At 43.5% G+C, this 21,128-nt stretch carries 20 protein-coding genes and 1 riboswitch; of the genes, 9 read left to right on the top strand and 11 right to left on the bottom strand.

The window, feature by feature from the left end; genetic code table 11:
* Window positions 1–17: 17 nt before the first annotated feature.
* The gene (locus ACRRS0_RS12735; RefSeq protein WP_432469379.1) at window positions 18–431 is read left to right on the top strand and encodes a YcgN family cysteine cluster protein; all 414 of its coding nucleotides are present in this window, start codon (window positions 18–20) and stop codon (window positions 429–431) included.
* A 116-nt stretch (window positions 432–547) separates the two neighbouring features.
* Here ACRRS0_RS12735 and dsbB read toward each other — a convergent pair whose 3' ends face one another.
* Both dsbB and nhaB read right to left on the bottom strand, forming a co-directional pair.
* The gene (gene dsbB, locus ACRRS0_RS12730; protein ID WP_432452818.1) at window positions 548–1,057 is read right to left on the bottom strand and encodes a disulfide bond formation protein DsbB; all 510 of its coding nucleotides are present in this window, start codon (window positions 1,055–1,057) and stop codon (window positions 548–550) included.
* A 53-nt stretch (window positions 1,058–1,110) separates the two neighbouring features.
* On the bottom strand, window positions 1,111–2,682 hold the full coding sequence (gene nhaB / locus ACRRS0_RS12725; protein WP_432452819.1) for a sodium/proton antiporter NhaB: 1,572 nt from the start codon (window positions 2,680–2,682) through the stop codon (window positions 1,111–1,113).
* Window positions 2,683–2,925: 243 nt separating this feature from the next.
* On the opposite strand from nhaB, the gene fadR reads away from it, so the two are divergent.
* Complete coding sequence (gene fadR / locus ACRRS0_RS12720) at window positions 2,926–3,642, top strand: fatty acid metabolism transcriptional regulator FadR (RefSeq protein ID WP_432452820.1); 717 nt, start codon at window positions 2,926–2,928, stop codon at window positions 3,640–3,642.
* Between the two features lie 88 nt (window positions 3,643–3,730).
* Here fadR and ACRRS0_RS12715 read toward each other — a convergent pair whose 3' ends face one another.
* The 4 genes from ACRRS0_RS12715 to ACRRS0_RS12700 all read right to left on the bottom strand — a co-directional run bounded on the left by ACRRS0_RS12715 (window position 3,731) and on the right by ACRRS0_RS12700 (window position 6,553).
* Window positions 3,731–4,939, bottom strand: a complete 1,209-nt coding sequence (locus ACRRS0_RS12715; RefSeq protein WP_432452821.1) for an IS256 family transposase — start codon at window positions 4,937–4,939, stop codon at window positions 3,731–3,733.
* A gap of 73 nt (window positions 4,940–5,012) precedes the next feature.
* Complete coding sequence (locus ACRRS0_RS12710; protein WP_432452822.1) at window positions 5,013–5,372, bottom strand: glutaredoxin family protein; 360 nt, start codon at window positions 5,370–5,372, stop codon at window positions 5,013–5,015.
* Between the two features lie 64 nt (window positions 5,373–5,436).
* Window positions 5,437–5,994 carry a TMEM165/GDT1 family protein gene (locus ACRRS0_RS12705; protein ID WP_432452823.1) on the bottom strand — a complete coding sequence of 186 codons (558 nt, stop codon included), beginning with the start codon at window positions 5,992–5,994 and terminating at the stop codon, window positions 5,437–5,439.
* A gap of 14 nt (window positions 5,995–6,008) precedes the next feature.
* Window positions 6,009–6,177: riboswitch (yybP-ykoY riboswitch) on the bottom strand.
* Between the two features lie 43 nt (window positions 6,178–6,220).
* Window positions 6,221–6,553, bottom strand: coding sequence for a translation initiation factor (locus tag ACRRS0_RS12700; RefSeq protein WP_432452824.1), 333 nt, complete (start codon window positions 6,551–6,553; stop codon window positions 6,221–6,223).
* 188 nt (window positions 6,554–6,741) lie between these two features.
* On the opposite strand from ACRRS0_RS12700, the gene ACRRS0_RS12695 reads away from it, so the two are divergent.
* From ACRRS0_RS12695 to ACRRS0_RS12685, 3 genes are read left to right on the top strand one after another with little or no spacing between them, the layout of a single operon-like run.
* On the top strand, window positions 6,742–6,969 hold the full coding sequence (locus ACRRS0_RS12695; RefSeq protein ID WP_432452825.1) for a FeoA family protein: 228 nt from the start codon (window positions 6,742–6,744) through the stop codon (window positions 6,967–6,969).
* Window positions 6,966–9,224: a Fe(2+) transporter permease subunit FeoB gene (gene feoB, locus ACRRS0_RS12690; protein WP_432452826.1), complete on the top strand. Its 2,259-nt coding sequence runs from the start codon at window positions 6,966–6,968 to the stop codon at window positions 9,222–9,224. Before ACRRS0_RS12695 ends, feoB begins: the two co-directional genes overlap by 4 nt.
* Window positions 9,205–9,447: a FeoC-like transcriptional regulator gene (locus ACRRS0_RS12685; protein ID WP_432452827.1), complete on the top strand. Its 243-nt coding sequence runs from the start codon at window positions 9,205–9,207 to the stop codon at window positions 9,445–9,447. Before feoB ends, ACRRS0_RS12685 begins: the two co-directional genes overlap by 20 nt.
* A gap of 100 nt (window positions 9,448–9,547) precedes the next feature.
* Here ACRRS0_RS12685 and ACRRS0_RS12680 read toward each other — a convergent pair whose 3' ends face one another.
* From ACRRS0_RS12680 to nagB, 4 genes are all read right to left on the bottom strand, one after another.
* Window positions 9,548–11,089 carry an EAL domain-containing protein gene (locus ACRRS0_RS12680; RefSeq protein ID WP_432452828.1) on the bottom strand — a complete coding sequence of 514 codons (1,542 nt, stop codon included), beginning with the start codon at window positions 11,087–11,089 and terminating at the stop codon, window positions 9,548–9,550.
* 171 nt (window positions 11,090–11,260) lie between these two features.
* Entirely contained in the window at window positions 11,261–12,484 is a 1,224-nt protein-coding gene (locus tag ACRRS0_RS12675) for an ROK family protein (protein ID WP_432452829.1), read from the bottom strand.
* A gap of 12 nt (window positions 12,485–12,496) precedes the next feature.
* Complete coding sequence (gene nagA, locus ACRRS0_RS12670) at window positions 12,497–13,633, bottom strand: N-acetylglucosamine-6-phosphate deacetylase (protein WP_432452831.1); 1,137 nt, start codon at window positions 13,631–13,633, stop codon at window positions 12,497–12,499.
* Window positions 13,634–13,643: 10 nt separating this feature from the next.
* Window positions 13,644–14,441, bottom strand: coding sequence for a glucosamine-6-phosphate deaminase (gene nagB / locus ACRRS0_RS12665; RefSeq protein WP_432452833.1), 798 nt, complete (start codon window positions 14,439–14,441; stop codon window positions 13,644–13,646).
* A gap of 284 nt (window positions 14,442–14,725) precedes the next feature.
* Here nagB and nagE point away from each other — a divergent pair, with 284 nt between their 5' ends.
* Window positions 14,726–16,168, top strand: a complete 1,443-nt coding sequence (nagE, locus tag ACRRS0_RS12660) for an N-acetylglucosamine-specific PTS transporter subunit IIBC (protein WP_432452834.1) — start codon at window positions 14,726–14,728, stop codon at window positions 16,166–16,168.
* A gap of 65 nt (window positions 16,169–16,233) precedes the next feature.
* Here nagE and ACRRS0_RS12655 read toward each other — a convergent pair whose 3' ends face one another.
* Window positions 16,234–16,704: a CreA family protein gene (locus tag ACRRS0_RS12655; protein ID WP_432452835.1), complete on the bottom strand. Its 471-nt coding sequence runs from the start codon at window positions 16,702–16,704 to the stop codon at window positions 16,234–16,236.
* Between the two features lie 536 nt (window positions 16,705–17,240).
* Here ACRRS0_RS12655 and eat point away from each other — a divergent pair.
* The 3 genes from eat to eutC all read left to right on the top strand — a co-directional run bounded on the left by eat (window position 17,241) and on the right by eutC (window position 20,877).
* Window positions 17,241–18,572 carry an ethanolamine permease gene (gene eat, locus ACRRS0_RS12650; protein WP_432452836.1) on the top strand — a complete coding sequence of 444 codons (1,332 nt, stop codon included), beginning with the start codon at window positions 17,241–17,243 and terminating at the stop codon, window positions 18,570–18,572.
* 71 nt (window positions 18,573–18,643) lie between these two features.
* Window positions 18,644–20,038 carry an ethanolamine ammonia-lyase subunit EutB gene (locus ACRRS0_RS12645; RefSeq protein WP_432463342.1) on the top strand — a complete coding sequence of 465 codons (1,395 nt, stop codon included), beginning with the start codon at window positions 18,644–18,646 and terminating at the stop codon, window positions 20,036–20,038.
* The gene (gene eutC / locus ACRRS0_RS12640) at window positions 20,035–20,877 is read left to right on the top strand and encodes an ethanolamine ammonia-lyase subunit EutC (protein ID WP_432452838.1); all 843 of its coding nucleotides are present in this window, start codon (window positions 20,035–20,037) and stop codon (window positions 20,875–20,877) included. Before ACRRS0_RS12645 ends, eutC begins: the two co-directional genes overlap by 4 nt.
* Window positions 20,878–21,128: the final 251 nt, after the last annotated feature.

The following is a 21,128-nucleotide window of genomic DNA, read 5'->3' as shown; positions in this document are numbered from 1 at the left end:
CAAAAACGTTGGCGCAGATGTCTGCCCAAGAGTGGGAGTCTTTGTGTGATGGCTGTGGTAAATGTTGTTTATCTAAATTAATTGATGAAGACACCGATGAGTTATATTTTACTAATATTGCTTGTGTCTTATTAAATAGTAAAAGTTGCCAATGTAGCGATTATCAGCATCGTTTTGCCAAGGTTCCTGATTGTGTGAAAATCACTCTCGATGATATCGAGGTGTTTCACTGGTTGCCCCCTAGCTGCGCTTACAAACGTTTGATCGAAGGTAAGAGTTTGCCTGCTTGGCATCCTCTTCTTCATGCAGGTAAGCATTCTGAAATGCATAAACGCGGTGCTTCGGTACGTGGCAAGGTGGTATGTGAGACCCAATTAAACGGCCCTTCACAAAACTATATTGTTCGTTGGCCAATTGACGAATGTGAATAATGATTGGTTTTTATTGTGAAAAAAGCCGATTGCTTAAGTTATCGGCTTTTTTGAATTGAACTAATAGTGACATCGTTTGGAGCCCGTCTATGCGGGTTTAGTTGGTTTTCTGATGGTTATTTTTTCCGCCATTGTAGGACAAAAAACACAATACCCAAGGCGAGGAAACCAGCAAAGATAGCAATTAGCCACTGGGGCATCGACCAGCCTAAAAACATCCAAGCGATCTCATCACAGTATCCGGTTGGATTAAACATCCAAGGGAACCACTGATCTAATTTAAACCAATCAGGAAAATTGGCAAAAAAGTCACAGGTGGCAAATGGACTCGGATTCATTTGGTAATCAGTGTGAGTGAGTGCCAATTGTAAGCCCCAAGCGGCACTGGCGATCCAAAGTGCAAATCCGGTCAGGCGGAACAATAAATAATTGGGAGCGATACAGGTAAATAAGCCTGCTAGAGTTAAACCAAGCATTGCTACTCGCTCATAAACACACATTACGCAGGGATCTAACTTCATAACGTGTTGAAAATAGAGGGCGCAAAACTCTAGTGATAAGCCGCCAACAAAAAGCAATAACCAAGGCCCGCGTTGATAGGGCATTTGGTTTAGAAAGCTGAACATAAACAATTAGCTCCAGTTACAAAAAGGCGACGCAAGCATCGCCGTTTTTCAGTTTAATGTCCAGTAGTAACAGCCGATACCGCGCTTGCAACATGATGGCTAATCCAGCCTAGTTCATAGAAATATTGAGTCATGGGAACAAGTGCAAACTCAACCGATAACAAACCGATGCCAGCTAAAACAATCGTGTAGGGCAGGGCCATCCATACCATACGCCCATAAGACAAACGCAGTAAAGGCGCTAACGACGAGGTGAGTAAGAATAAAAAGGCAGCCTGACCGTTCGGGGTCGCAACAGAAGGGAGATTGGTGCCGGTATTAATGGCGACCGCTAACATATCAAATTGGTCGCGAGTTATTTCACCCGCTAGCCAAGCAGATTTTACTTCGTTGATATAAACGGTGCCTACAAATACGTTGTCACTGACCATCGACAACAAGCCATTTGCAATGTAGAACGCAACCAGTTGTCCCTCATTCTCAATGGAAAGCACCCAATGAATGATGGGTTTAAATAGATCTAAGTCGATGATGACAGCAACAATCGAAAAGAATACCGCGAGTAATGCAGTAAAGGGGAGGGCTTCTTCAAAGGCCTTACCCAATTGATGTTCTTCAATGATACCGCTGAATGCAGTGGCGAGAATAATTACCGACAAACCGATTAAACCAACGGCGGCCAAATGTAGCGCTAAACCAAGGATTAACCATACGGCAATCACAGCTTGAATGATTAATTTAGCTCGATCACGGTTATTGCGTCGCTCGTCTTCATATTGATCATAGTCTTCAAGGATGTGTCGTACGTTGTCTGGCAAAGTATGGCCGTAACCAAATTTGTGGGTTTTTTCTAATAAAAAGCAGGTTAGTAAGCCAAAGGCCAATACAGGCATCGAAACCGGGGCCATACGTAAGAAAAACTCGAGGAATTGCCAGCTGGATTGATCGGCAATAATCAAGTTTTGTGGTTCACCAACCATGGTGCATACGCCACCAAGAGCGGTCCCAACACCGGCATGCATCATTAAGCTACGTAAGAATGCGCGAAACCCTTCTAAGTCATCACCACTTAGATCATCGCTGGTGTGGTCGTGATTTTGGTTAAAATCTTTTCCAGAGGCAACTTTGTGATAAATGCTGTAAAAGCCAATCGCTACGCTAATTACTACGGCTATCACCGTGAGCGCATCTAAAAAGGCGGAAAGAAACGCACCTGCAATACAGAAGGCTAACGACAAAATGGCTTTATCTTTAATCTTTATGAGTAGCTTGGTAAACACGAATAGCAATAATTGCTTCATGAAGAAAATGCCTGCGACCATAAATATAAGTAGCAGAACCACTTCAAAATTCCCCACTAGCTCATGCTTCACTGTTTCTGCTGAAGTCATTCCAATGGCAACCGCTTCGATTGCGAGTAAACCACCCGGTTGCAGTGGGTAGCATTTTAAGGCCATGGCTAAGGTGAAAATGAATTCTGTGACTAACAGCCAACCAGCGATAAAGGGATTTATATAGAAGACGATGGGATTGATAATAAGAAATAAAACGATGGCTTTTTTGTACCATATAGGAGCATTACCAAGAAAGTTCTTAGCAAATGCTTCTGAAAGACTAATGTTCATCCTGAATTCTCTTTGTTGATCAAACGGCAGGTGGGATTCTAGTGAAGAAACCCGTAGGGATTGTATGTGAATTACTCAATTTTTGGTAGGTATTAGTCAACTAAACCTTGAATTTATTGAATAATTTAGTAATAAAATAGCTTGACTCTAGGCAAAGAGGTTGGAGCTCAAACCACTTGCTTTTGCTTTGGTTAATGGTTTGTTATTATCAGCATAATAAAATGAAAATAGACTGAGTAATTGATGGTAATTAAAGCAAAAAGTCCAGCGGGATTCGCTGAACAATATATTATTGAATCTATCTGGAATAACCGTTTTGCGCCCGGCACAATCTTGCCTGCTGAAAGAGAATTATCAGAGCTAATTGGCGTTACCCGTACCACCTTGCGGGAAGTATTACAACGTTTGGCCCGAGATGGTTGGTTAACGATTCAGCATGGTAAACCAACTAAGGTTAATAATTTTTGGGAGACAGCCGGATTAAGTATACTCGAAACATTAGCGCGTTTAGATCATGAAGGGGTTCCTGAGCTCTTTGAACAACTGTTGTCCGCTCGAACCAATATTAGCGTTATTTTTATCCGCGGTGCGCTGAAGAATAATCCTCAAAAAAGTAAACAGTTGATCGAGCAGTACCAGACTTTAGCCCAAAGCGGCGAAGCTTATGCTGAATTTGATTATCAAGTGTTACATGGTTTGGCCTTTGCTTCCGGAAATCCTCTGTATGCGCTGATCCTTAACGGTTTTAGAGGGATGTATCAGAGTGTTGGAAAATACTACTTTGATGATCCAGAATCACGAGCTTTAGTGGACACATTTTATCAAGACTTAATTGGCTTGGCTGAATCAGGGGAGCATGATAAGGCCTTGCAGGTCGTTCGTAATTACGGGCTTGCGAGTAGCGAAGTTTGGAAACGGCTACGTGATGGTATGCCGAGCAATATCATGGAAGTTGATTAGCGTTAGTATGCTTGGGATAAAATTAGGCTCCGCAATGCGGTCGGAGCCTAGCTTGACCCTGTAAATAATTCTGTGTAACTGCTTTGGGTTACAAGTAATCAGTAAGTCGGTCTTCAAACATAATCATAAAGCGATTGAGAGCCTGTCGCCAGTTTCTTATTGGCATCGACCAGCGTTTCGATGCATCCATAATTGCAAGATAGACAACTTTCCTCGCTGATTCATCCGTGGGGAATAGCTTACGCTTCTTTGTCGCTTTGCGTATCACACTGTTCAAGGACTCTATCGCATTCGTCGTGTAAATGGCTTTACGAATGTCCTGAGGGTAGCTGAACAATGTATTTAAATTATCCCAATGCGCTGTCCAAGAGCGGCTTATCTGTGGGTATTTATCATCCCACTGGTCACCAAATTGTTCGAGGGCCAGAAGCGCTTCTTCCTCGGTATTCGACTGGTAAATACCTTTGAGATCTGCCGTTACAGCCTTGTAGTCTTTCCAAGGGACATACTTCATTGAATTGCGCACCATGTGGACGATACAGAGCTGTATTTGGGTTTTTGGGAATACGGCATTAATAGCATCTGGAAAGCCCTTCAAGCCATCAACACAAGCGATAAGAATGTCGTTGATACCTCGAGTCTGGAGTTCAGTGAGAACGCTGAGCCAGAACTTCGCACCTTCCGTTTCAGATATCCACATCCCTAAAAGTTCTTTCTGACCTTCGATATTTACGCCCAGAGCCAAGTAAATCGCCTTATTGACGAGCTGTTTGTTTTGGCGGATTTTCACCACGATGCAATCAAGGTAGACGATGGGATAGACTGCATCCAGTGGCCGTGATTGCCATTCAACAACCTGCTCTAGAACTGAGTCGGTAACTTTAGATATGAGGCTTGCAGAGACATCAGCATCGTACATTTCTTTGAACGTAGCGACGATTTCACGAGTTGTCATGCCTTTGGCGTAAAGGCTTAATATCTTGTCATCCATCGATTGAAATCGAGTTTGATGCTTACGAACAAGCTTCGGTTCAAACGAGGCATCTCGGTCTCGAGGTACATCCAGTTCAATCTCACCATCGTCGGTGATCAAGGTCTTGGATGAATAACCATTACGACTATTCTTATCGGGCTTTTCAGCGTGTTTCTGATAACCGAGGTGGTCATCAAGCTCAGCATTTAACGCTGTCTCAACAGTCACCTTGGTTAACATTTTACGAAAGTCATCTAGATCTGAAGGGGTCTTGATTGACTTAGCGGCTTCACGAGCAAATGCTTCGAGAACTTTCTTATCCATGTTGCTTATCCTTAGCCTGTTCAGGCCTAATTATAAGCAATTACACAATTTAATTTACAGGCTCCCTAGCTTCTTAAGCTATTTTTCTTTCTAAATAGTCGATAATGTCATTCGATTCATATAGCCATTTAACTTGTTCTCCTTGTGCAATGCGTAAACAAGGCACTTTTCTTGAGCCACCTTGGCTGACCAGCTCTTCCAAGTATTCAGGTTGTGCTTTAATGTCTCGTAAATCGATATAAATACCATTTCGTTTCATGGCTCTTCTCACTTTGACACAAAAAGGGCAAGCCGGCAGTTGATATAGCTGTAAACCCTTTAGTTTTTGGTCGATAAGGGCCTGCGTTGCAGCATCGCGTTCTACCGATTTTGGTGAAAAAATCGCATTTAATAACAAGATCACCCGCCCTAATAGCCAACGAATCGCTTTCATTTAATTACTCTCTATAACAATTTGCGGCAGAGTGTAACATAAAATGGATTGGCTTGAATGCTTGCTACTGATAGAAAATGGTGAGTAATCCCAAACTCAAAAATAGTAGCGAAGTGAGGCGGTGAATTAGTTTCAATGGTAATTTTTCTACACCAAGCTTACCGATTAATACCACCGGAATATTGGCAATGCACATACCAATAGTGGTCCCTAGGATCACTAAGCTTAATGAATCGTATTTGGCGGCCAAAATCACGGTCGCTACTTGAGTCTTATCACCAATTTCTGCGATGAAAAATAATACGAGTGAGGCGAGGAAAGGGCCATACTTGAGCAAAACACTCTCTTGATCTTCGATTTTGTCAGGGATCAGCACCCATAAAGCCATCGCAATAAATGATAGCCCGACAAGCCAGCGTAACACTTCAGGCTGTAACCATTGTTGGAGGGCTGAACCCAACCAAGCTGCGAGCGCATGATTAAACACCGTTGCAATGATAATTCCGGCGATAATCGGCAAAGGTTTACGAAATTTGCAGGCTAACAGTAGGGCTAAAAGTTGGGTTTTATCACCAATTTCAGCGATTGCGACCGCGGTGATGGAGGTGAACAGGGCTTCCATTTAATTCTCGTTAAGAGGTGGGTAAATAAACCAATGCACAACAGTAGCGCCCACCTCTTAGAATGTGCTGTTGTGCAGTTGGTCTTGCCAGGCCATTAATGGCTGCATTTACCATAGTGATTTTGCACTAAGTATGTTGATAAATGCCTTATTGCTAAACAGCTATAAGCGGCTACTCCCCAAAAGTTCCGAGAATATAGCGAAATAGACGTTGGTATACAAGGCCTTAACCGCCAATTCGCTTGGTTTTATAGTTTCGTTGCTTTAACCAAGCTTCTAACTTGTCACGTTGATCACCTTGGATTTCAATGATGTAGTCCTTTACGCTACCACCAACCCCACAATGTTTCTTCATGTCTTTACAAAGTGCTTTTAATGCCGATTGCTCGAGACCAAAGTCGCTTAGACAAGTCACGCCTTTGCCTTTACGGCCTTTCGTTTCGCGTCGTAGTTTTATAAAACCATCGCTTGGAGGGATCTGTTCGACTTCAGTCTCAGGCTCAATGCGGCCTTGATCTGTAGAATAAACCAGTTGTGATAATTGATCTTTAAACGACATTTTTAGCTACCATTAGAATGAATAGCAAAATGGTAGCCTATTTCGCTAAGAGCTTTCAAAAAAATAATCTAAAAATTTCATCGTGACATAAAACAACATTTGACATGGATCAATGTTGCGAGTTACATAGTGGCGCACAATCAATTAAATGCTAATCATTGTTATTTAGAATTATTTTCGGAGCAACTATGTCATTGGATGAAATTGTAACTGGCCAGCAAGCTCTGATATTGAGTTTGCAAAGCTTAAACAGGATTAACCGAAAAAAATTTATGTCTTTGGGAATCATGCCTAACACCATATTAACGGTTGTTCGTCGAGCACCCTTAGGTGACCCCATTCAGGTGACTGCACCAGGGATTAATTTGGCTTTAAGTGCTCAGCAAGCAAAATCGATAGAGGTACAATCATTATGAGTGGGCATCTAATCGCAACGGTCGGTAATCCAAATAGTGGTAAGAGTACTTTGTTTAATGCTTTAACCGGCAGCAAACAAAGGGTCGGGAATTTCAGTGGTATTACCGTCGACAAAAAGTCTGGTTTTATATCACAAGACGGCTGGCAAGCTGAAGTCGTTGATTTACCAGGGGTCTACAACATCGACCCGCAACTCGATAATAGCTCGCTAGATGAAAAAATTGCTTGTGAATATTTACAAACTGAAGCGCTTGATTTAGTTATTAATGTCGTCGATGCAAGTGCCGTAGAACGTAGTTTGTACTTGAGTATTCAATTAAAAGAACTGGGTTTACCAGTGGTATTAGTGCTGAATAAAATGGACACCGCAAAAGCGAAACTTTTAAAGATTAAAGTGCAGCAGTTTAGCGAGCGTTTTCAGGTTCCGTTAGTTTGTTTAGCCGCAACCAATAACAAACAAGTCGCAAAATTTAAGCAAGAGCTACCAGCTCTAATGCGTGAAGCTCAGCAAACTGAGGCTTTACAGTTGGTTTATTCTGAAGAGCTTGAACAATTTGTGAGTGATTGGCAAGGTAAGTTGGGCCTTTCCCGTGGTCAAGCAATTCGGCTGTTAGAACAAGATCCCTTGCAGCTTGAGCCGCTTGACGCTGAGCAGCAACAGCAAGTACAACTGGCTATCGCAAGCTTAGCCGATGTTGATATCGATTTGGCCTTGGCTGGTAGCCGCTATAACCTTATTTATGAGTTAACTCAGTCATCAATTACCAAGAAAGGGGAGTTGAGACGAGATTATTCGATGTATATTGATCGGGTGTTGCTTAATCGCTGGATCGGTATTCCTGCGTTTTTAGTGGTGATGTATTGCATGTTTATGTTTGCCATCAACGGCGGTGCAGTCTTCATCGATTTCTTTGATATTACCGCTGGGACTATTTTTGTTGACGGGGTGAGTGAATTACTTGCGAGTCTGGGAGCTCCGCAGTGGCTTACCGTGGTGCTAGCAAATGGTGTTGGTGTGGGGATCCAAACGGTCGCTACATTTATTCCGGTGATTGCCTGTTTGTACTTATTCTTAGCCTTATTGGAAAGTTCCGGTTATCTGGCTCGCGCTGCATTTGTGGTGGATCGCGCTATGCAAACCATAGGCTTACCAGGCAAGGCGTTTGTGCCGATGTTGATGGGTTTTGGTTGTACTGTTCCGGCAATCATGGCTACTCGTGTTTTAGAGAAGCATCGTGAACGGGTATTAACTTCAGCAATGAGTCCTTTCATGTCTTGCGGTGCTCGCTTACCGGTTTATGCCTTATTTGTGGCAGCTTTCTTTCCAGAGCAAGGTCAGAATATGGTGTTTGCACTGTATATGGTAGGGATCCTTGCCGCAATTGCGACGGGTCTATTGCTCAAGCATACCTTATTGCCAGGCAGCGCCCAAGAATCTGTTCTTGAGCTACCCGATTATCAGTTGCCAACCGCTTTTGGTGTGATGTTATTGACTTGGCAAAAAGTCAGAGGTTTTATTGTTGGTGCAGGTAAAACGATTGTGTTGGTGGTCGCGATATTAAGTGTGCTTAACCATATTGGTACTGGCGGTGAGTTAGATGCTGAAGGCAAAGAAAACTCGTTATTAAGTCGTGCTAGTCAGTTTGTGACACCTGTTTTTACCCCCATGGGGATTGAAAAAGACAACTGGCCAGCAACCGTTGGTATTGTGACGGGTTTATTCGCTAAGGAAGCCGTTATTGGTAGTCTCAATAGCCTATATTCTCAAGAAGGTGAAGCGGAAGAAGAGTGGACTTACTTAGGTCGTTTTCAGGATGCCGGACAAACTATTATCGATAATTTTAATGGTTTGAACTATAGCGACCCTCTGGGGATTGCTATCGATCAGGCGGACGATTTAGCTGGTGCCGCTGAAATGAATGGGGTGAACTTGACCACCATGTCGCAGTTAGAAAAGAACTTTACCGCGGAGTCTGCCGTCGCCTTCATGTTGTTTATTTTATTGTACATGCCCTGTGCTGCGGCGATGGGCGCTTTAGTGAAGGAGCTTGGGTCAAAATGGGCTCGCTTGATAGCGGTATGGTCCACCTTGTTGGCTTATAGCATTTCGACTATTTACTACCAGTTGGCTACATGGCAACAAGCACCGATATCTGCCAGCATATTATTGTTAGCAATGGTGATGATGTTAGCACTCTGGGTGGTATTTTTAAAACGTCAGAAGGTTGAGCATTTTGATATTACACAAGCTTAAAGAGTACATTCAGCAAAATCCTGGCTTAATGTTAAGTCAGTTGGCGAAACATTTCTCACTGAGTGAAGATGCAACGTTGGCGATGTTGCAACCCTGGGTTAAACGACATCGCATAAAATTGGTAAAACTGGCGGCGTGTTCAAGGGGCTGTGGTTGTGGTGCCAATGAAGCGCAGTGGCAATTGTATTGGCAGAGTGAGCAACAGATAGGCATTACTTGCTAGTTTGAGGGGGGCTGCACGTTTGCAGAGCTCATTTTAGAGTAAGCATCACTACGCATCAAAAGGATTGTGCTTGCACAATCCTTTTGTTTTCCGGTTTCGATTATTTTGTCTGTTGCTGTGATGCTAGATATAACGCAACAAAATCGCTTATCGCCATTGCTTCACCAAACATTTGTCCTTGGCCGTACTCAACCTTTAGATCTCGTAGAGCTTCGGCTTGCATTTCATTCTCTATCCCTTCAGCCACGATTTTGAGTTTGGATTGACGCGCAATATCTACAATATGCGGAATGAGGCTAGAACGCACCGTTCCATTGGCTAACTCACATACAAAGCTTTTATCTATTTTGAGGTAGTGGCAGCGAAAATGCTTCAGTTGCTTGAGGTTAGAGTATCCAGTGCCAAAGTCATCAATAGCTACTTCGAAACCTTGTTGAATAATCAGATTGATATTACGTCGTGCATTTAATCCGTCGAGTTGCAGGTCTTCGGTGATTTCAAGGGTGATATTACCTGCAAATTGTTCAAGCTCTGGTTGTTGGCGTAATTCTGCAATTCTGTTGGTTTCAACATCCAAGGGAAAGATATTAAAACTGATTTTAGTTGACGCTTGCATCGCCTGGCTTGCTTGTAGTTCTGTTAGTGCGCCTTTGATGATGTGTAGAGTAAAAGGCCAAGTCATACGTAGTTTAGGCAACAATGGAATAAATTCTTCGGGAGTAAGGCTTCCATGGGGATCGGTAAATCTGGCTAATACCTCACCACCAATGATTTGTTGTGTTTTCAAATCAACCAAGGGTTGGATTTGATAGTAAAAATAGCCTTTCTTAAGCCCCCTACGGAGTCGGGCATTCACACTAAGGTGGCGTTTTATTAGTGTTACTGCCAGCATGCTGCTGATGACGCCAACAGTGACACTCAGCAACAAGCTTAATAGTAAGAAAGTTAGTCTGTTTTTCACCAACGAAGAATTATAAAGCTTTAACGCGATACAAAATTGATAAGTGCTGTTACATTGATGAAAATAATGGTAACTGAGGGTAACTTCACTGTCGTTGTCTCTCCCCACCTGACGAAATAGCTCTGGTGTACCACTTATATGTCGGTATTGTCCTTTAAAACCACTGACCATTTCCCAGTAATTATCACCATAATCAAGGTTAGCAAAAGTTGTATTGGCAATAACGACATTGAATTGGCCCTTTTTCATGATCAAGCCAGAGTTGAGCCTATTTAAGGCAATGAGTTTTTGATTTAGCCAAACATCCAGCCCTTGTTTACTGGTGAAGTCTGGTGGAACGACAACAATAGGCTCTGTTAATGGCCCCCCAATACTAGTGCAGAGCAATTTTTCTTCTTGAAGTACTCCAATATCTTTAATGAAATTACTGAGGAAAACTATTTGCCTGATTTTTATCAGCAGGTCTTTTCCGCAATCATGGTGTTCTAAGCTATTGAGCGTCTCTAGAGTTTGCAGTGATTCGTAGATCACCGCCTGAGCCAGTCCGAGTGATTCGTTGGCGTAATATTGCTGGCTTTTGCTAATATCTTTCGAGAGTAAAAAAAGGGAAATGAACATGGCCAGCGTTCCCATGAGGATCCCACTGGCGGTGACGACAACTCGTTGCTTTATTTCTTGCACTAATTTCAATCTCTGCGGATGGTTGCGGATATTAAAACATGAAATTAGTGGTAAAACCTAAGGCTAAAAGTGTTTACTGTGTTTTTGTGAGGCGAATTACTTGATAGTGACCTGAGCGCGTTGAGTTGCGCGCTGTCAGCAATATGAGTCTGATGTGAACCAAATTATTGCTCAGCTGAGTTGGGCTTTCTCATTTATCAGCCGGATCAGCAGGCTGCCGTCGAGTAGGGCACGCTTAATTAAGGCTAGACCTCCCATCGTAGGATTGTTTTGAAAATGAGCCATTTCAATCGGCAGGTCTTTGGCAAAAGATTTCAGCGCTTGATGTTGAATACACTGGTTAATGGTCGACAGTAAAATGTCTTTGGCGATCATGATTTCGCCAGCCAATATTATCTTTTCAGGATGAAACAGGTTGATGGTCAAAGCAATACTATTACCCAGCATTTTACCCACTCTTCGTAGTACTTGATGGCATAACATATCGCCTTGATTGGCGGCTAAGCAGATATCTTCTATGCCAAAATTGTTTTCTAAGATCGACGGACAGCCTTGGTCGATTAAGGTTTTGACTCGCTGAACGATGGCCGTATTTGAGACGATGGTTTCTAAACAACCAACGTTGCCGCATTGGCACTTATCACCAAGGGGATCCATTTGAATATGGCCGATTTCCCCAACGTCACGATGTTGGCTCATAAAAACCTTTCCATCGACAATAATGCCTGCGCTGGTACCACTATGAGCGCTGATCAGGATTGAATCGAGACAATCGCGGGTAGCTCCAAAATAGTGTTCAGCGAGCGCCATGGCCCGGGTATCGTTGCCGATGTAGGCTGGTAGTTTAAAGCGCTGCTCAATTAAGTTTGCGAGTGGACATTCACGCAACTGGTAATGTGGTGTGTAAACCACAATACCTTCGCCAGGATTGACCAAGCCCGACAACGTAACCGCGATAGCAATTAATTGCTGGTTTGGATTAAGCCGTTGTTCAATAAATTGTTCTATATTACCTAATAACCGAGCAACCAGAGGGGTTTGCTCCACTTCACTTAAATACAATTTGCTATGCGCATGTTGAATGCCACTTAAATCAAACAACGATATATCCATTTCACCGCGGCCTAAGCGCACTGAAATAAAGTAGTAATGACTTTGCTCGGTCATGAGCGAAATAGCTCTGCGCCCCCCGGTAGAAGCTTGTTGTGCCACTTCTTTAATCAGGCCGGTTGTGAGAAGTTGGCGAGTGATTTTGGTGACGCTCGCGGGGGCTAATTGACTTTGTTCGGCAACTTTGACTCGGGAGATTGGACCTTGTTGGTCGATCATTCGATATACCGCGGCCATGTTGATCCGTTTTACTTGGTCTACATTTACGATTTGTTTGTCATTCATACCATTCATTGCTTAAAACTGAGTCAGTTTGCCATCGCTAACCGTTAAAGTTAGCTTGAAGTCTTTATTAAAGGCGCTTAGGTTTGCACTGTAACCAGCTTTAATTCGTCCTAACATATCATCTATTGAAAGTGCTGATGCTGGGTAGAGAGAGGCCATTCTTAAAGATTCAGTGAGAGATAAGCCAACCGTTTGTACGCAGTTTTCTATCGCTTCTATCATCGTTAAAGCTGAGCCGCCGAGTGTACCATCATCACCTATACAAACGCCATTCTGTACTTGGATCTCTCGGCCAACAAAATCGAAGTGGCTAATGTTCGCGCCTGCTGCTGCGGTCGCATCCGTGACTAAATATAACTTATGCTCGAGTAGGCGCTTCGCGAGGCGAATGTTGGCTGCGGCAACGTGGTGGCCATCCACAATAATACCTGCATAAAGTTGGTGGTCGAATACTGCGCCTACGACGCCGGGCTCTCGACCGGTGATTGAACTCATGGCGTTAAATAAATGTGTGGCGAAGCTTGCGCCGGCCTTGATTGCGTCGCTGGCTTGCTGGTAACTTGCGTTCGTATGACCAAGTGAAACGAGTATGCCGGCTTCGGTTAATGCTTGAACATCATGGGCGGTTACATGCTCAGGGGCCAAGGTGATCTTTTTAATCGCGTCATGATTGTCTAATAAAAACTGCAGGCGTTGTTGATTAAGTTGACGAATATGTTGTTCACTATGGATCCCTTTTTTGATTTTACTTAAATAGGGGCCTTCTAAATGTAGGCCTAAGTTACCTGAACCATGATTCTGTTGATTGCTACGAGAGACTGCTATGGCTTGTTCCATCTCTTGATCGTCGGTGGTAATTAAAGTCGGTAGAAAATGAGTGGTTCCACTTTTTAAATTGGTGCGATGCATCAGTTCCAGATTTGTGTTGGAAAAGTCACCGTTTAGCATCACCCCGCCACAACCGTTGAGTTGCAAATCGATAAAGCCGGGGCACAGCGTGGCTCCATTTAAATTGATTTGGTTTATCTGAGGTGAAACGTCTTGCTCGGGGCATACGGCCGCAATACGCTCTTTATCGATGATAACCGCGTAGTTATTTAGCAATTCGTTGCCGTCAAAAACTGAGGCATTAGTAAGGGCATACATCATTCGACTTATCCTAAATATTTTTTATGTTATTTGCTTCAAGTTCATGGAAGTAACGCACGGTTTTTACTTTTAGCTCCATGGTGGAGGGTTGGTCGCAGACAATCATCGATCGAGGATGTAATTGTAAAGCAGAAATCGTCCATAGATGATTAACGCTACCTTCTACAGCAGCCTGCAGGGCTTGTGCCTTATTATGTCCGGTCACCAATATTAAAATTTCTTCCGCATCGAGTAAGGTACCGACCCCAACGGTGAGTGCAAGTTTAGGCACTTCATCAAGATGATTGAAGAAACGAGAGTTTGCGATTCGGGTATCTTCAGTCAGGGTTTTAATTCTGGTCCGAGAGGCAAGAGAGGAAGCTGGTTCATTAAAGGCAATATGTCCATCCACACCAACACCACCCATAAACAAATTGATTTTGCCGTAGTGTTTGATCTTTTGTTCGTAACGTTCACATTCTATTTGCAGATCGGGTGCATTACCGTCCAGCAGATTAATATTTTCTGGCTTAATATCAATGTGTTCAAAGAAGTTATTGTGCATAAAGCTACGGTAGCTTTCAGGATGTTCGGCAGGGATCCCCACATACTCGTCCATGTTAAAGGTCACCACGTGCTCAAAGCTAACTTGGTTTTGGCGATGCAGCTCGATTAAGTGCTGATAAGTATATAACGGTGTACCACCAGTTGGACAACCCAGAACAAAGGGCCTCTCTTGGCTAGGATTATAAGACTTAATTTTCTCTGCGATATAAAGAGCAGACCAGCGCCCAACCTGCTCTTTGTTTAGTAATGGTATTAATCTCATTGTTTCTCTCCGATATTTTTAACTTAGCTTAGCAGTTTTATTCTCGCTGAAAAATAAGTTTTATAAAAACTGTGAGAGAATTTGGATTACCGTCTAATTATGCGGGTGTAGATCACGTTTTAGAAGCGCTTTGTTTGTTGCTGTACTTTTATTTATTTACACTGCGAAATAAGTTCTTGGCGAATATAGAAACAAATGATAAGTTGTTTTTCTTCGCAAAGGAGATTTGGCGGAATCGCCAGTTTAACGAAGTTTGCTTAATTACAGCTATGAAGAGGGATGCTATGTTTAGCTATTTACAAAAGATTGGTCGGGCGCTGATGGTGCCTGTTGCAGTATTACCTGCTGCTGCCATATTAATGGGTATTGGTTACTGGATTGACCCCAATGGATGGGGTGGAAACAACGCATTAGCGGCGTTTTTAATTAAATCTGGTGCGGCAATTATCGATAATATGTCGGTATTATTTGCGATTGGTGTCGCCTATGGTATGTCACGCGATAAAGACGGCGCAGCCGCCCTTGCTGGTTTTGTGGGGTACATGGTCATCACCACTTTGTTGTCGCCAGGTGCTGTAGAGCAGATTGGGCTCGTGACCTTAAACGAGTCAAGTACTTTAGCTTTTTCCAAAATTAACAACCAATTCGTCGGTATTATTAGCGGTATTATTGCTGCCGAGTTATACAATCGTTTTTATCAAGTGGAGTTACATAAGGCTTTATCTTTCTTTAGTGGTAAGCGATTAGTTCCGATCCTGACTTCTATCGCAGGTATTGTGGCAGCCTTCGTCCTTATGTATCTATGGCCGTTAATTTTTGGTGGCTTGGTGAGCTTTGGTGAAAGCATCACTGGTTTGGGTTCGGTAGGTGCAGGTATCTATGGTTTCTTTAACCGCCTATTGATCCCCGTGGGTCTGCACCATGCTCTGAATGCGGTGTTCTGGTTTGATATGGCAGGCATTAATGATCTTGGGAAATTCCTCAGCGTATCGCCAGATGCGATCCCTGGAGAAACCGGTCGTTATATGGCTGGTTTCTTCCCAATCATGATGTTTGGTCTGCCCGGTGCTGCATTGGCGATTTACCACACGGCGAAACCCGAGAATAAGCAGAAAGTTGCATCATTAATGATCGCTGCTGCTACGGCCTCATTCTTTACGGGTGTCACCGAACCTTTAGAGTTTGCCTTTATGTTTGTGGCTCCTGCACTGTATGTTGTGCATGCGCTGTTAACTGGCCTTTCGGTGTTTATTGCTTCATCAATGCATTGGATGGCTGGATTTGGCTTTAGTGCTGGTTTAGTCGATATGGTGTTATCGTCACGTAATCCCTTGGCGACTGGCTGGTACATGCTGATCGTACAAGGTTTGGCGTTCTTTGCAATCTACTACTTTATCTTCAAAACGATGATTGTGAAGATGGATCTGAATACTCCCGGACGTGAAGACGCATCAGAAGGTGAAGCGAGTGTTAGTGTTGGAGGCTCACATCGTGATACCGCAGGTCTAGTGCTTCGTATGTTAGGAGGACAAGAGAACTTGGTTCTTGTTGACAACTGCGCGACTCGACTTCGTTTAGAGGTGAAAGACAGTTCTAAGGTACAAGCTTCAGAATTGAAGAAACATGTCCCTGGGGTGATTATTCCAAGTAAAACTGCGGTACAGGTAGTGATTGGACCTCATGTTGAGTTTGTTGCTAACGAACTTAAGATTTTAGCCGCTAAATAACGCGTTGTTTTGTTGGTGTTAGATAAGCCCTCTCTATGTAGAGGGCTTTTTTTTGTTTAGAGAGCTTATTGAGTTGCAGCTAGTGGTGTTTGATAAGCTTTGGTTCCCCATAATGGCACTGTAGACAGGCTGTGCTTGAAACTTCCCTCGGTCTCTTTAGTGGTGTACGACAAATAAAGAAGCGTTTGATTTTCTGCATCGTAGATCCGTCTAACTTTCATCGTTTTAAAGAAAATACTTTTAGACTGTTTAAACACAACCTCACCTGATTTACTTTTGTCGATAGTTGCGATCATCTCGGGGGTGATTTCGCCGGTCTGACGACAGGAGATAGAGCTATCACTTGGATCAGACAAGCTTAAATTGGCTTCAATTGATGCAATATGACAAGTTACACCAGAAATTTTATCGTCATCCATATTCGATATTTTGATGTCCTTGGTGGTGAGTAAACCTAAGGAGACATCGCCAACTTCGTTGTTATCACAGCCGAATAATAGGCATCCAGTGACGAATATAATAAGAGAGTTTTTCATTTTCTGTATGACTTCCTATGGATGAATTTTGAGCTGAATCCCAGCCTAATGACAGGCTTAACTTTATTAGAGGCTCGCGGCTCTTTAATTTAGCTTATATCATCTATTCAACGCTACTGTTTGCTTAAGCTTATGGCAATCAATAATTGTGTTTGGTCGAGGGTTAAAAGAAACAACTGCTTATCCTTAAACTTATCGATATTTTCGTGAATGGAGTTAATCGGTGCCCCTGGGACTTGCCTCGATTTGATTCAACACTCTAAATTATGTCTGTTCTTTAGTTTAGTTCACTGCCAAAAACTAGAATCTAGATTATCTATTGGCTTTGTTGTTAATTATTAGATTTTAATTTTATTAAAACAAATTTGACTGCGCCAGTTTAGTACAGCGTAACTCTATTTTGGTGCAAATACTCTAAACCAGCGTTTCAATCATGTTCCCTCAGGCCTTTCAGTAGGCCTGTTGAGTGGATTTTATTACAATGGCATAGCTTATGCTGTTGGCTTATTAGGATTATAAATTAGTGGATGGATTTTATGAGTCAGCATCAGTTGAAAAAAACTTTGGGGCCAATCATGCTTTGGGGTTTGGGCGTCGGATATGTTATCTCCGGTATGTATTTTGGGTGGAATTTAGGTCTCGCCGAAGGCGGTACTCTGGGCCTTGGCATTGCCACCTTGTTTATTATTACCATGTATGTGTGTTTTACTTTTTGTTATACCGAAATGGCTTGTGCCATTCCCAAGGCGGGTGGCGCATTTGATTACGCTGATCGCGCCTTAGGCAAACGTTGGGGATTTTTAGCAGGTATGGCGCAAAATATTGAGTTTGTATTTGCACCACCAGCGATTGCTTTTGCGATTGCCGCCTATCTTAATCACTTTATTCCCGGCGATCATACCCTCACCATTGCAATCATTACTTATATGATATTTACCCTCGTGAATATTATTGGGGTGCGGTTTGCGGCAACCTTTGAATTGGTGATTACCGTGATTGCGGTTGGCGAACTCCTATTATTCTGCGGTTTAACATTACCTCATGTAGAGTTATCTAATTTGAGCTTGAATGCGTTACCTAATGGCGCTTCGGGCATATTGGCTGCGATACCCTTTGCAATTTGGTTCTTTTTAGCCATTGAAGGTGTTGCGAATGTCGCCGAAGAAACGGTAAATCCACAGCGTAACATTGCCATCGGTTTTGGTGCCGCGCTTGCCACTTTAGTTGCACTATGTTTGTTAGTTTTTATCTCTTCAGTTGGGGTGAGTGGTTGGGAAACCGCGGTTTATTCAGCTGGAAGCACTGAGGCTCAAGATACACCGCTAGTATTGGTATTGTCGTCGGTATTGGGTGACGGTTCTCCTTTTGTTCATCTGTTAGTTGGCATCGGTATTTTTGGTCTAGTGGCTTCGTTCCACGGCATTTTATTAGCTGGTGGACGGGCTACTTTTGAATTTGGTCGAGTGGGTTATTTTCCAAAAGCCTTTAAATATATTCATCCAAAACTGAAAACGCCGGTAGTCGCGCTCGTTGCGAATAGCTTGGTCGGGATTTTAGCGCTGCTCACGGGTAAAACTGGCGAAATTATTACCATGGCTTGTTTTGGCGCAATTGTGCTGTATGCCTTGTCGATGGTGTCGTTTATTCAACTGCGTAAGCAAGAGCCAGAATTGGAACGCCCTTATCGGGTGAAAGGTGGGGTCGTGCCAGCCTATATTGCCTTAGTCATCGCGGTGGTAGCGTTAATAGCTATGACTGTTTATAACTTAAGCATTGCCGCTATTTTCTTTGCTATCATGCTGGGTTCATATGCTTTGTTTATCGCCTTTGGTCGAAAATCTTCCGCTTTGAGCGCAGACCCCGCTTAATCGCGACCGTTTAACGATTAAGATGTCTAATCAAGCGCCTGTGATGGGCGCTGTTTTTTTTAGGACAAATGATGGCTGAATTTGTAATGAACGCTGGTGGAGAGCGCTTTTGCTTTGCCGACCTAAAAGACCTAATGGCAAAAGCTTCGCCATTACGCAGTGGTGATCAGTTAGCCGGGCTTGCAGCTGTTACCGACCAGCAGCGGGTGGCTGCGCAGATGGCTTTAGCCGAACTGCCGCTAAAACACTTCTTAAATGAAGCACTCATCCCCTACGAGCAAGATGAAGTGACTCGGTTAATCATCGATGGTCATGATGCGCAAGCATTTATCAGTATCGCGCATATGACGGTGGGAGATCTCCGTAATTATTTATTGAGTGAAACGGTCACATCGCTTGAACTGCAGGCTCTGGCTCCCGGTTTTACGCCAGAGATGCTGGCTGCGGTGAGTAAGTTAATGCGCATTCAAGATCTTATCTTAGTGGCGAGTAAGTGTGAGGTAGTGACCGCTTTTCGCAATACTTTAGGGCTTAAAGGCAGAATGTCGACTCGGCTTCAGCCAAATCATCCGACTGACGACCCAGCTGGTGTCGCGGCCAGTATTTTAGATGGATTGCTGTATGCCAATGGAGATGCGGTGATTGGGATTAACCCTGCAACTGATAATTTGCAGGCAGTGATGACACTGATGAAGATGTTGGATGATGTTATTGAGCACTACCAAATTCCGACTCAAAGTTGTGTTTTAACCCACGTAACCACGCATTTAGAGGCTATTTCTCGCGGGGCTCCTGTTGATTTAGTATTTCAATCGATAGCGGGTACCGAGCAAGCAAATCAGGGCTTTGGCATTAATTTAGCTTTATTAGATGAAGCCTATAGTGCGGCCTTGTCGTTGAAGCGTGGCGTGAAAGGCCAAAATGTGATGTATTTTGAGACCGGTCAGGGCAGTGCATTAAGCTCAAATGGTCATCACGGGGTCGACCAACAAACTTGTGAGGTGAGGGCTTATGCCGTCGCGCGTCGTTATCAGCCGTTACTGGTGAATACGGTGGTTGGTTTTATTGGACCGGAATATCTTTATAACGGGAAACAAATTATTCGGGCCGGCTTAGAAGACCATTTTTGTGGCAAGCTGATGGGTTTGCCGATGGGCTGTGATATTTGTTATACCAATCACGCCGATGCCGATCAAGATGATATGGATATGCTGTTGGTACAGTTGGTGAGTGCCGGAGTGAACTTTATTATGGGGATCCCGGGATCTGACGATATTATGTTGAATTATCAAACTACCTCTTTTCATGATGCGCTTTTTGCTCGGCAGATTTCGGGTAAAAAGCCCGCGCCAGAATTTGAAGCGTGGTTGCAACAGCAAGGGATTATGGATCGCAATGGGCGCTTGAGTGTGAAACAACAATTGCCGAAGTCTTTTAACTCAATTAGCAAGGAGTTAGGCGCATGAGTGACCACAATATGCAGCCGATGGCGGGCCTCGGGTATGCGGTAACCGCGGATGGTGATCCGCTAGTAAACCAAAATCCTTGGCAATCGCTGAAAAGTTATACCGATGCAAGGATTGCGCTAGGGCGTGCTGGAACCAGTTTGCCAACCCAAGCGCATTTGCAGTTTCAGTTGGCTCATGCTGCCGCACGCGATGCGGTATTAATGCCCTTGGACTATCGGGCCTTAGCAAATCAACTTGAGCACTTTGAGCTCGGTGTGTTTCACTTAAAATCGCAAGCAGATTCCCGATCTTGTTATTTACAACGCCCTGATTTAGGTCGTTTGCTTGATGAAACATCACGTCAGCACTTAGTTGACCATCAACATGGCTACGATATTGTATTGGTGGTTACGGAGGGTTTGTCTTCAAAAGCTATTATCGAAAATGTTCAGAAGATGTTAACTGAGTTACTCCCTAAAATTACCGGTTTAGGTCTGTCTGTTGCTCCTATCGCGCTGGTTGAGCAGGGGCGAGTCGGGGTAGGTGATGATGTTGCTCAGTCATTGGGTGCAAAAATGGTGGCGATATTGGTGGGCGAGCGACCCGGTTTAAGTTCTCCAGACAGTTTGGGAATTTATTTCACCTATCAAGCCTATCGTGGCATTGAAGAATCGAAACGCAACTGTCTGTCGAATATTCGCGATGCAGGGATGTCGGTCAAAGATGCCTCACATCGCTTGGAATATTTGATTAGCCAAGCCAATCAACGGGGTTACTCTGGGGTTGCTCTGAAAGATGAAACTCAATTGAGTCACGCGACTGTCGGTAGAAACTTTCTCTTACCAAAAGCTGATTGATAAAACTTGTAGCCAGCACCTTTGCTCGCTCATTGTGCTGGTTTAACCCGCACCCTAGTGGTTGGTGACTGCGGTGCGGTGTTTCTGCCTCTTTCATGCGATGTTTAAGTATAGCCGCTACAAATTCACTTATTTATCTTTACTTTGTGATTGGCGTTATCAAATAGCGGGGATAAACCGTTTGCTTCGGACTTTTTTCATGCGATGTTGAAGTATAGCCGCTACAAATTCACTTATTTATCTTTACTTTG

Origin of the sequence: Agarivorans sp. QJM3NY_29 (genome assembly GCF_050870835.2) — a bacterium.
GTDB lineage: Bacteria > Pseudomonadota > Gammaproteobacteria > Enterobacterales > Celerinatantimonadaceae > Agarivorans.
The sequence above is the reverse complement of the archived record's forward strand: the minus strand, read 5'-3'. Positions and strand labels throughout refer to the sequence as shown.

Coding starts and splice junctions, on each gene's coding strand:
- ACRRS0_RS12735 (WP_432469379.1), top strand. CDS start 18: ATGTCTGCCCAAGAGTGGGAGTCTTTGTGTGATGGCTGTGGTAAATGT.
- dsbB (WP_432452818.1), bottom strand. CDS start 1,057: ATGTTCAGCTTTCTAAACCAAATGCCCTATCAACGCGGGCCTTGGTTA.
- nhaB (WP_432452819.1), bottom strand. CDS start 2,682: ATGAACATTAGTCTTTCAGAAGCATTTGCTAAGAACTTTCTTGGTAAT.
- fadR (WP_432452820.1), top strand. CDS start 2,926: ATGGTAATTAAAGCAAAAAGTCCAGCGGGATTCGCTGAACAATATATT.
- ACRRS0_RS12715 (WP_432452821.1), bottom strand. CDS start 4,939: ATGGATAAGAAAGTTCTCGAAGCATTTGCTCGTGAAGCCGCTAAGTCA.
- ACRRS0_RS12710 (WP_432452822.1), bottom strand. CDS start 5,372: ATGAAAGCGATTCGTTGGCTATTAGGGCGGGTGATCTTGTTATTAAAT.
- ACRRS0_RS12705 (WP_432452823.1), bottom strand. CDS start 5,994: ATGGAAGCCCTGTTCACCTCCATCACCGCGGTCGCAATCGCTGAAATT.
- ACRRS0_RS12700 (WP_432452824.1), bottom strand. CDS start 6,553: ATGTCGTTTAAAGATCAATTATCACAACTGGTTTATTCTACAGATCAA.
- ACRRS0_RS12695 (WP_432452825.1), top strand. CDS start 6,742: ATGTCATTGGATGAAATTGTAACTGGCCAGCAAGCTCTGATATTGAGT.
- feoB (WP_432452826.1), top strand. CDS start 6,966: ATGAGTGGGCATCTAATCGCAACGGTCGGTAATCCAAATAGTGGTAAG.
- ACRRS0_RS12675 (WP_432452829.1), bottom strand. CDS start 12,484: ATGAATGACAAACAAATCGTAAATGTAGACCAAGTAAAACGGATCAAC.
- nagA (WP_432452831.1), bottom strand. CDS start 13,633: ATGATGTATGCCCTTACTAATGCCTCAGTTTTTGACGGCAACGAATTG.
- nagB (WP_432452833.1), bottom strand. CDS start 14,441: ATGAGATTAATACCATTACTAAACAAAGAGCAGGTTGGGCGCTGGTCT.
- nagE (WP_432452834.1), top strand. CDS start 14,726: ATGTTTAGCTATTTACAAAAGATTGGTCGGGCGCTGATGGTGCCTGTT.
- ACRRS0_RS12655 (WP_432452835.1), bottom strand. CDS start 16,704: ATGAAAAACTCTCTTATTATATTCGTCACTGGATGCCTATTATTCGGC.
- eat (WP_432452836.1), top strand. CDS start 17,241: ATGAGTCAGCATCAGTTGAAAAAAACTTTGGGGCCAATCATGCTTTGG.
- ACRRS0_RS12645 (WP_432463342.1), top strand. CDS start 18,644: ATGGCTGAATTTGTAATGAACGCTGGTGGAGAGCGCTTTTGCTTTGCC.
- eutC (WP_432452838.1), top strand. CDS start 20,035: ATGAGTGACCACAATATGCAGCCGATGGCGGGCCTCGGGTATGCGGTA.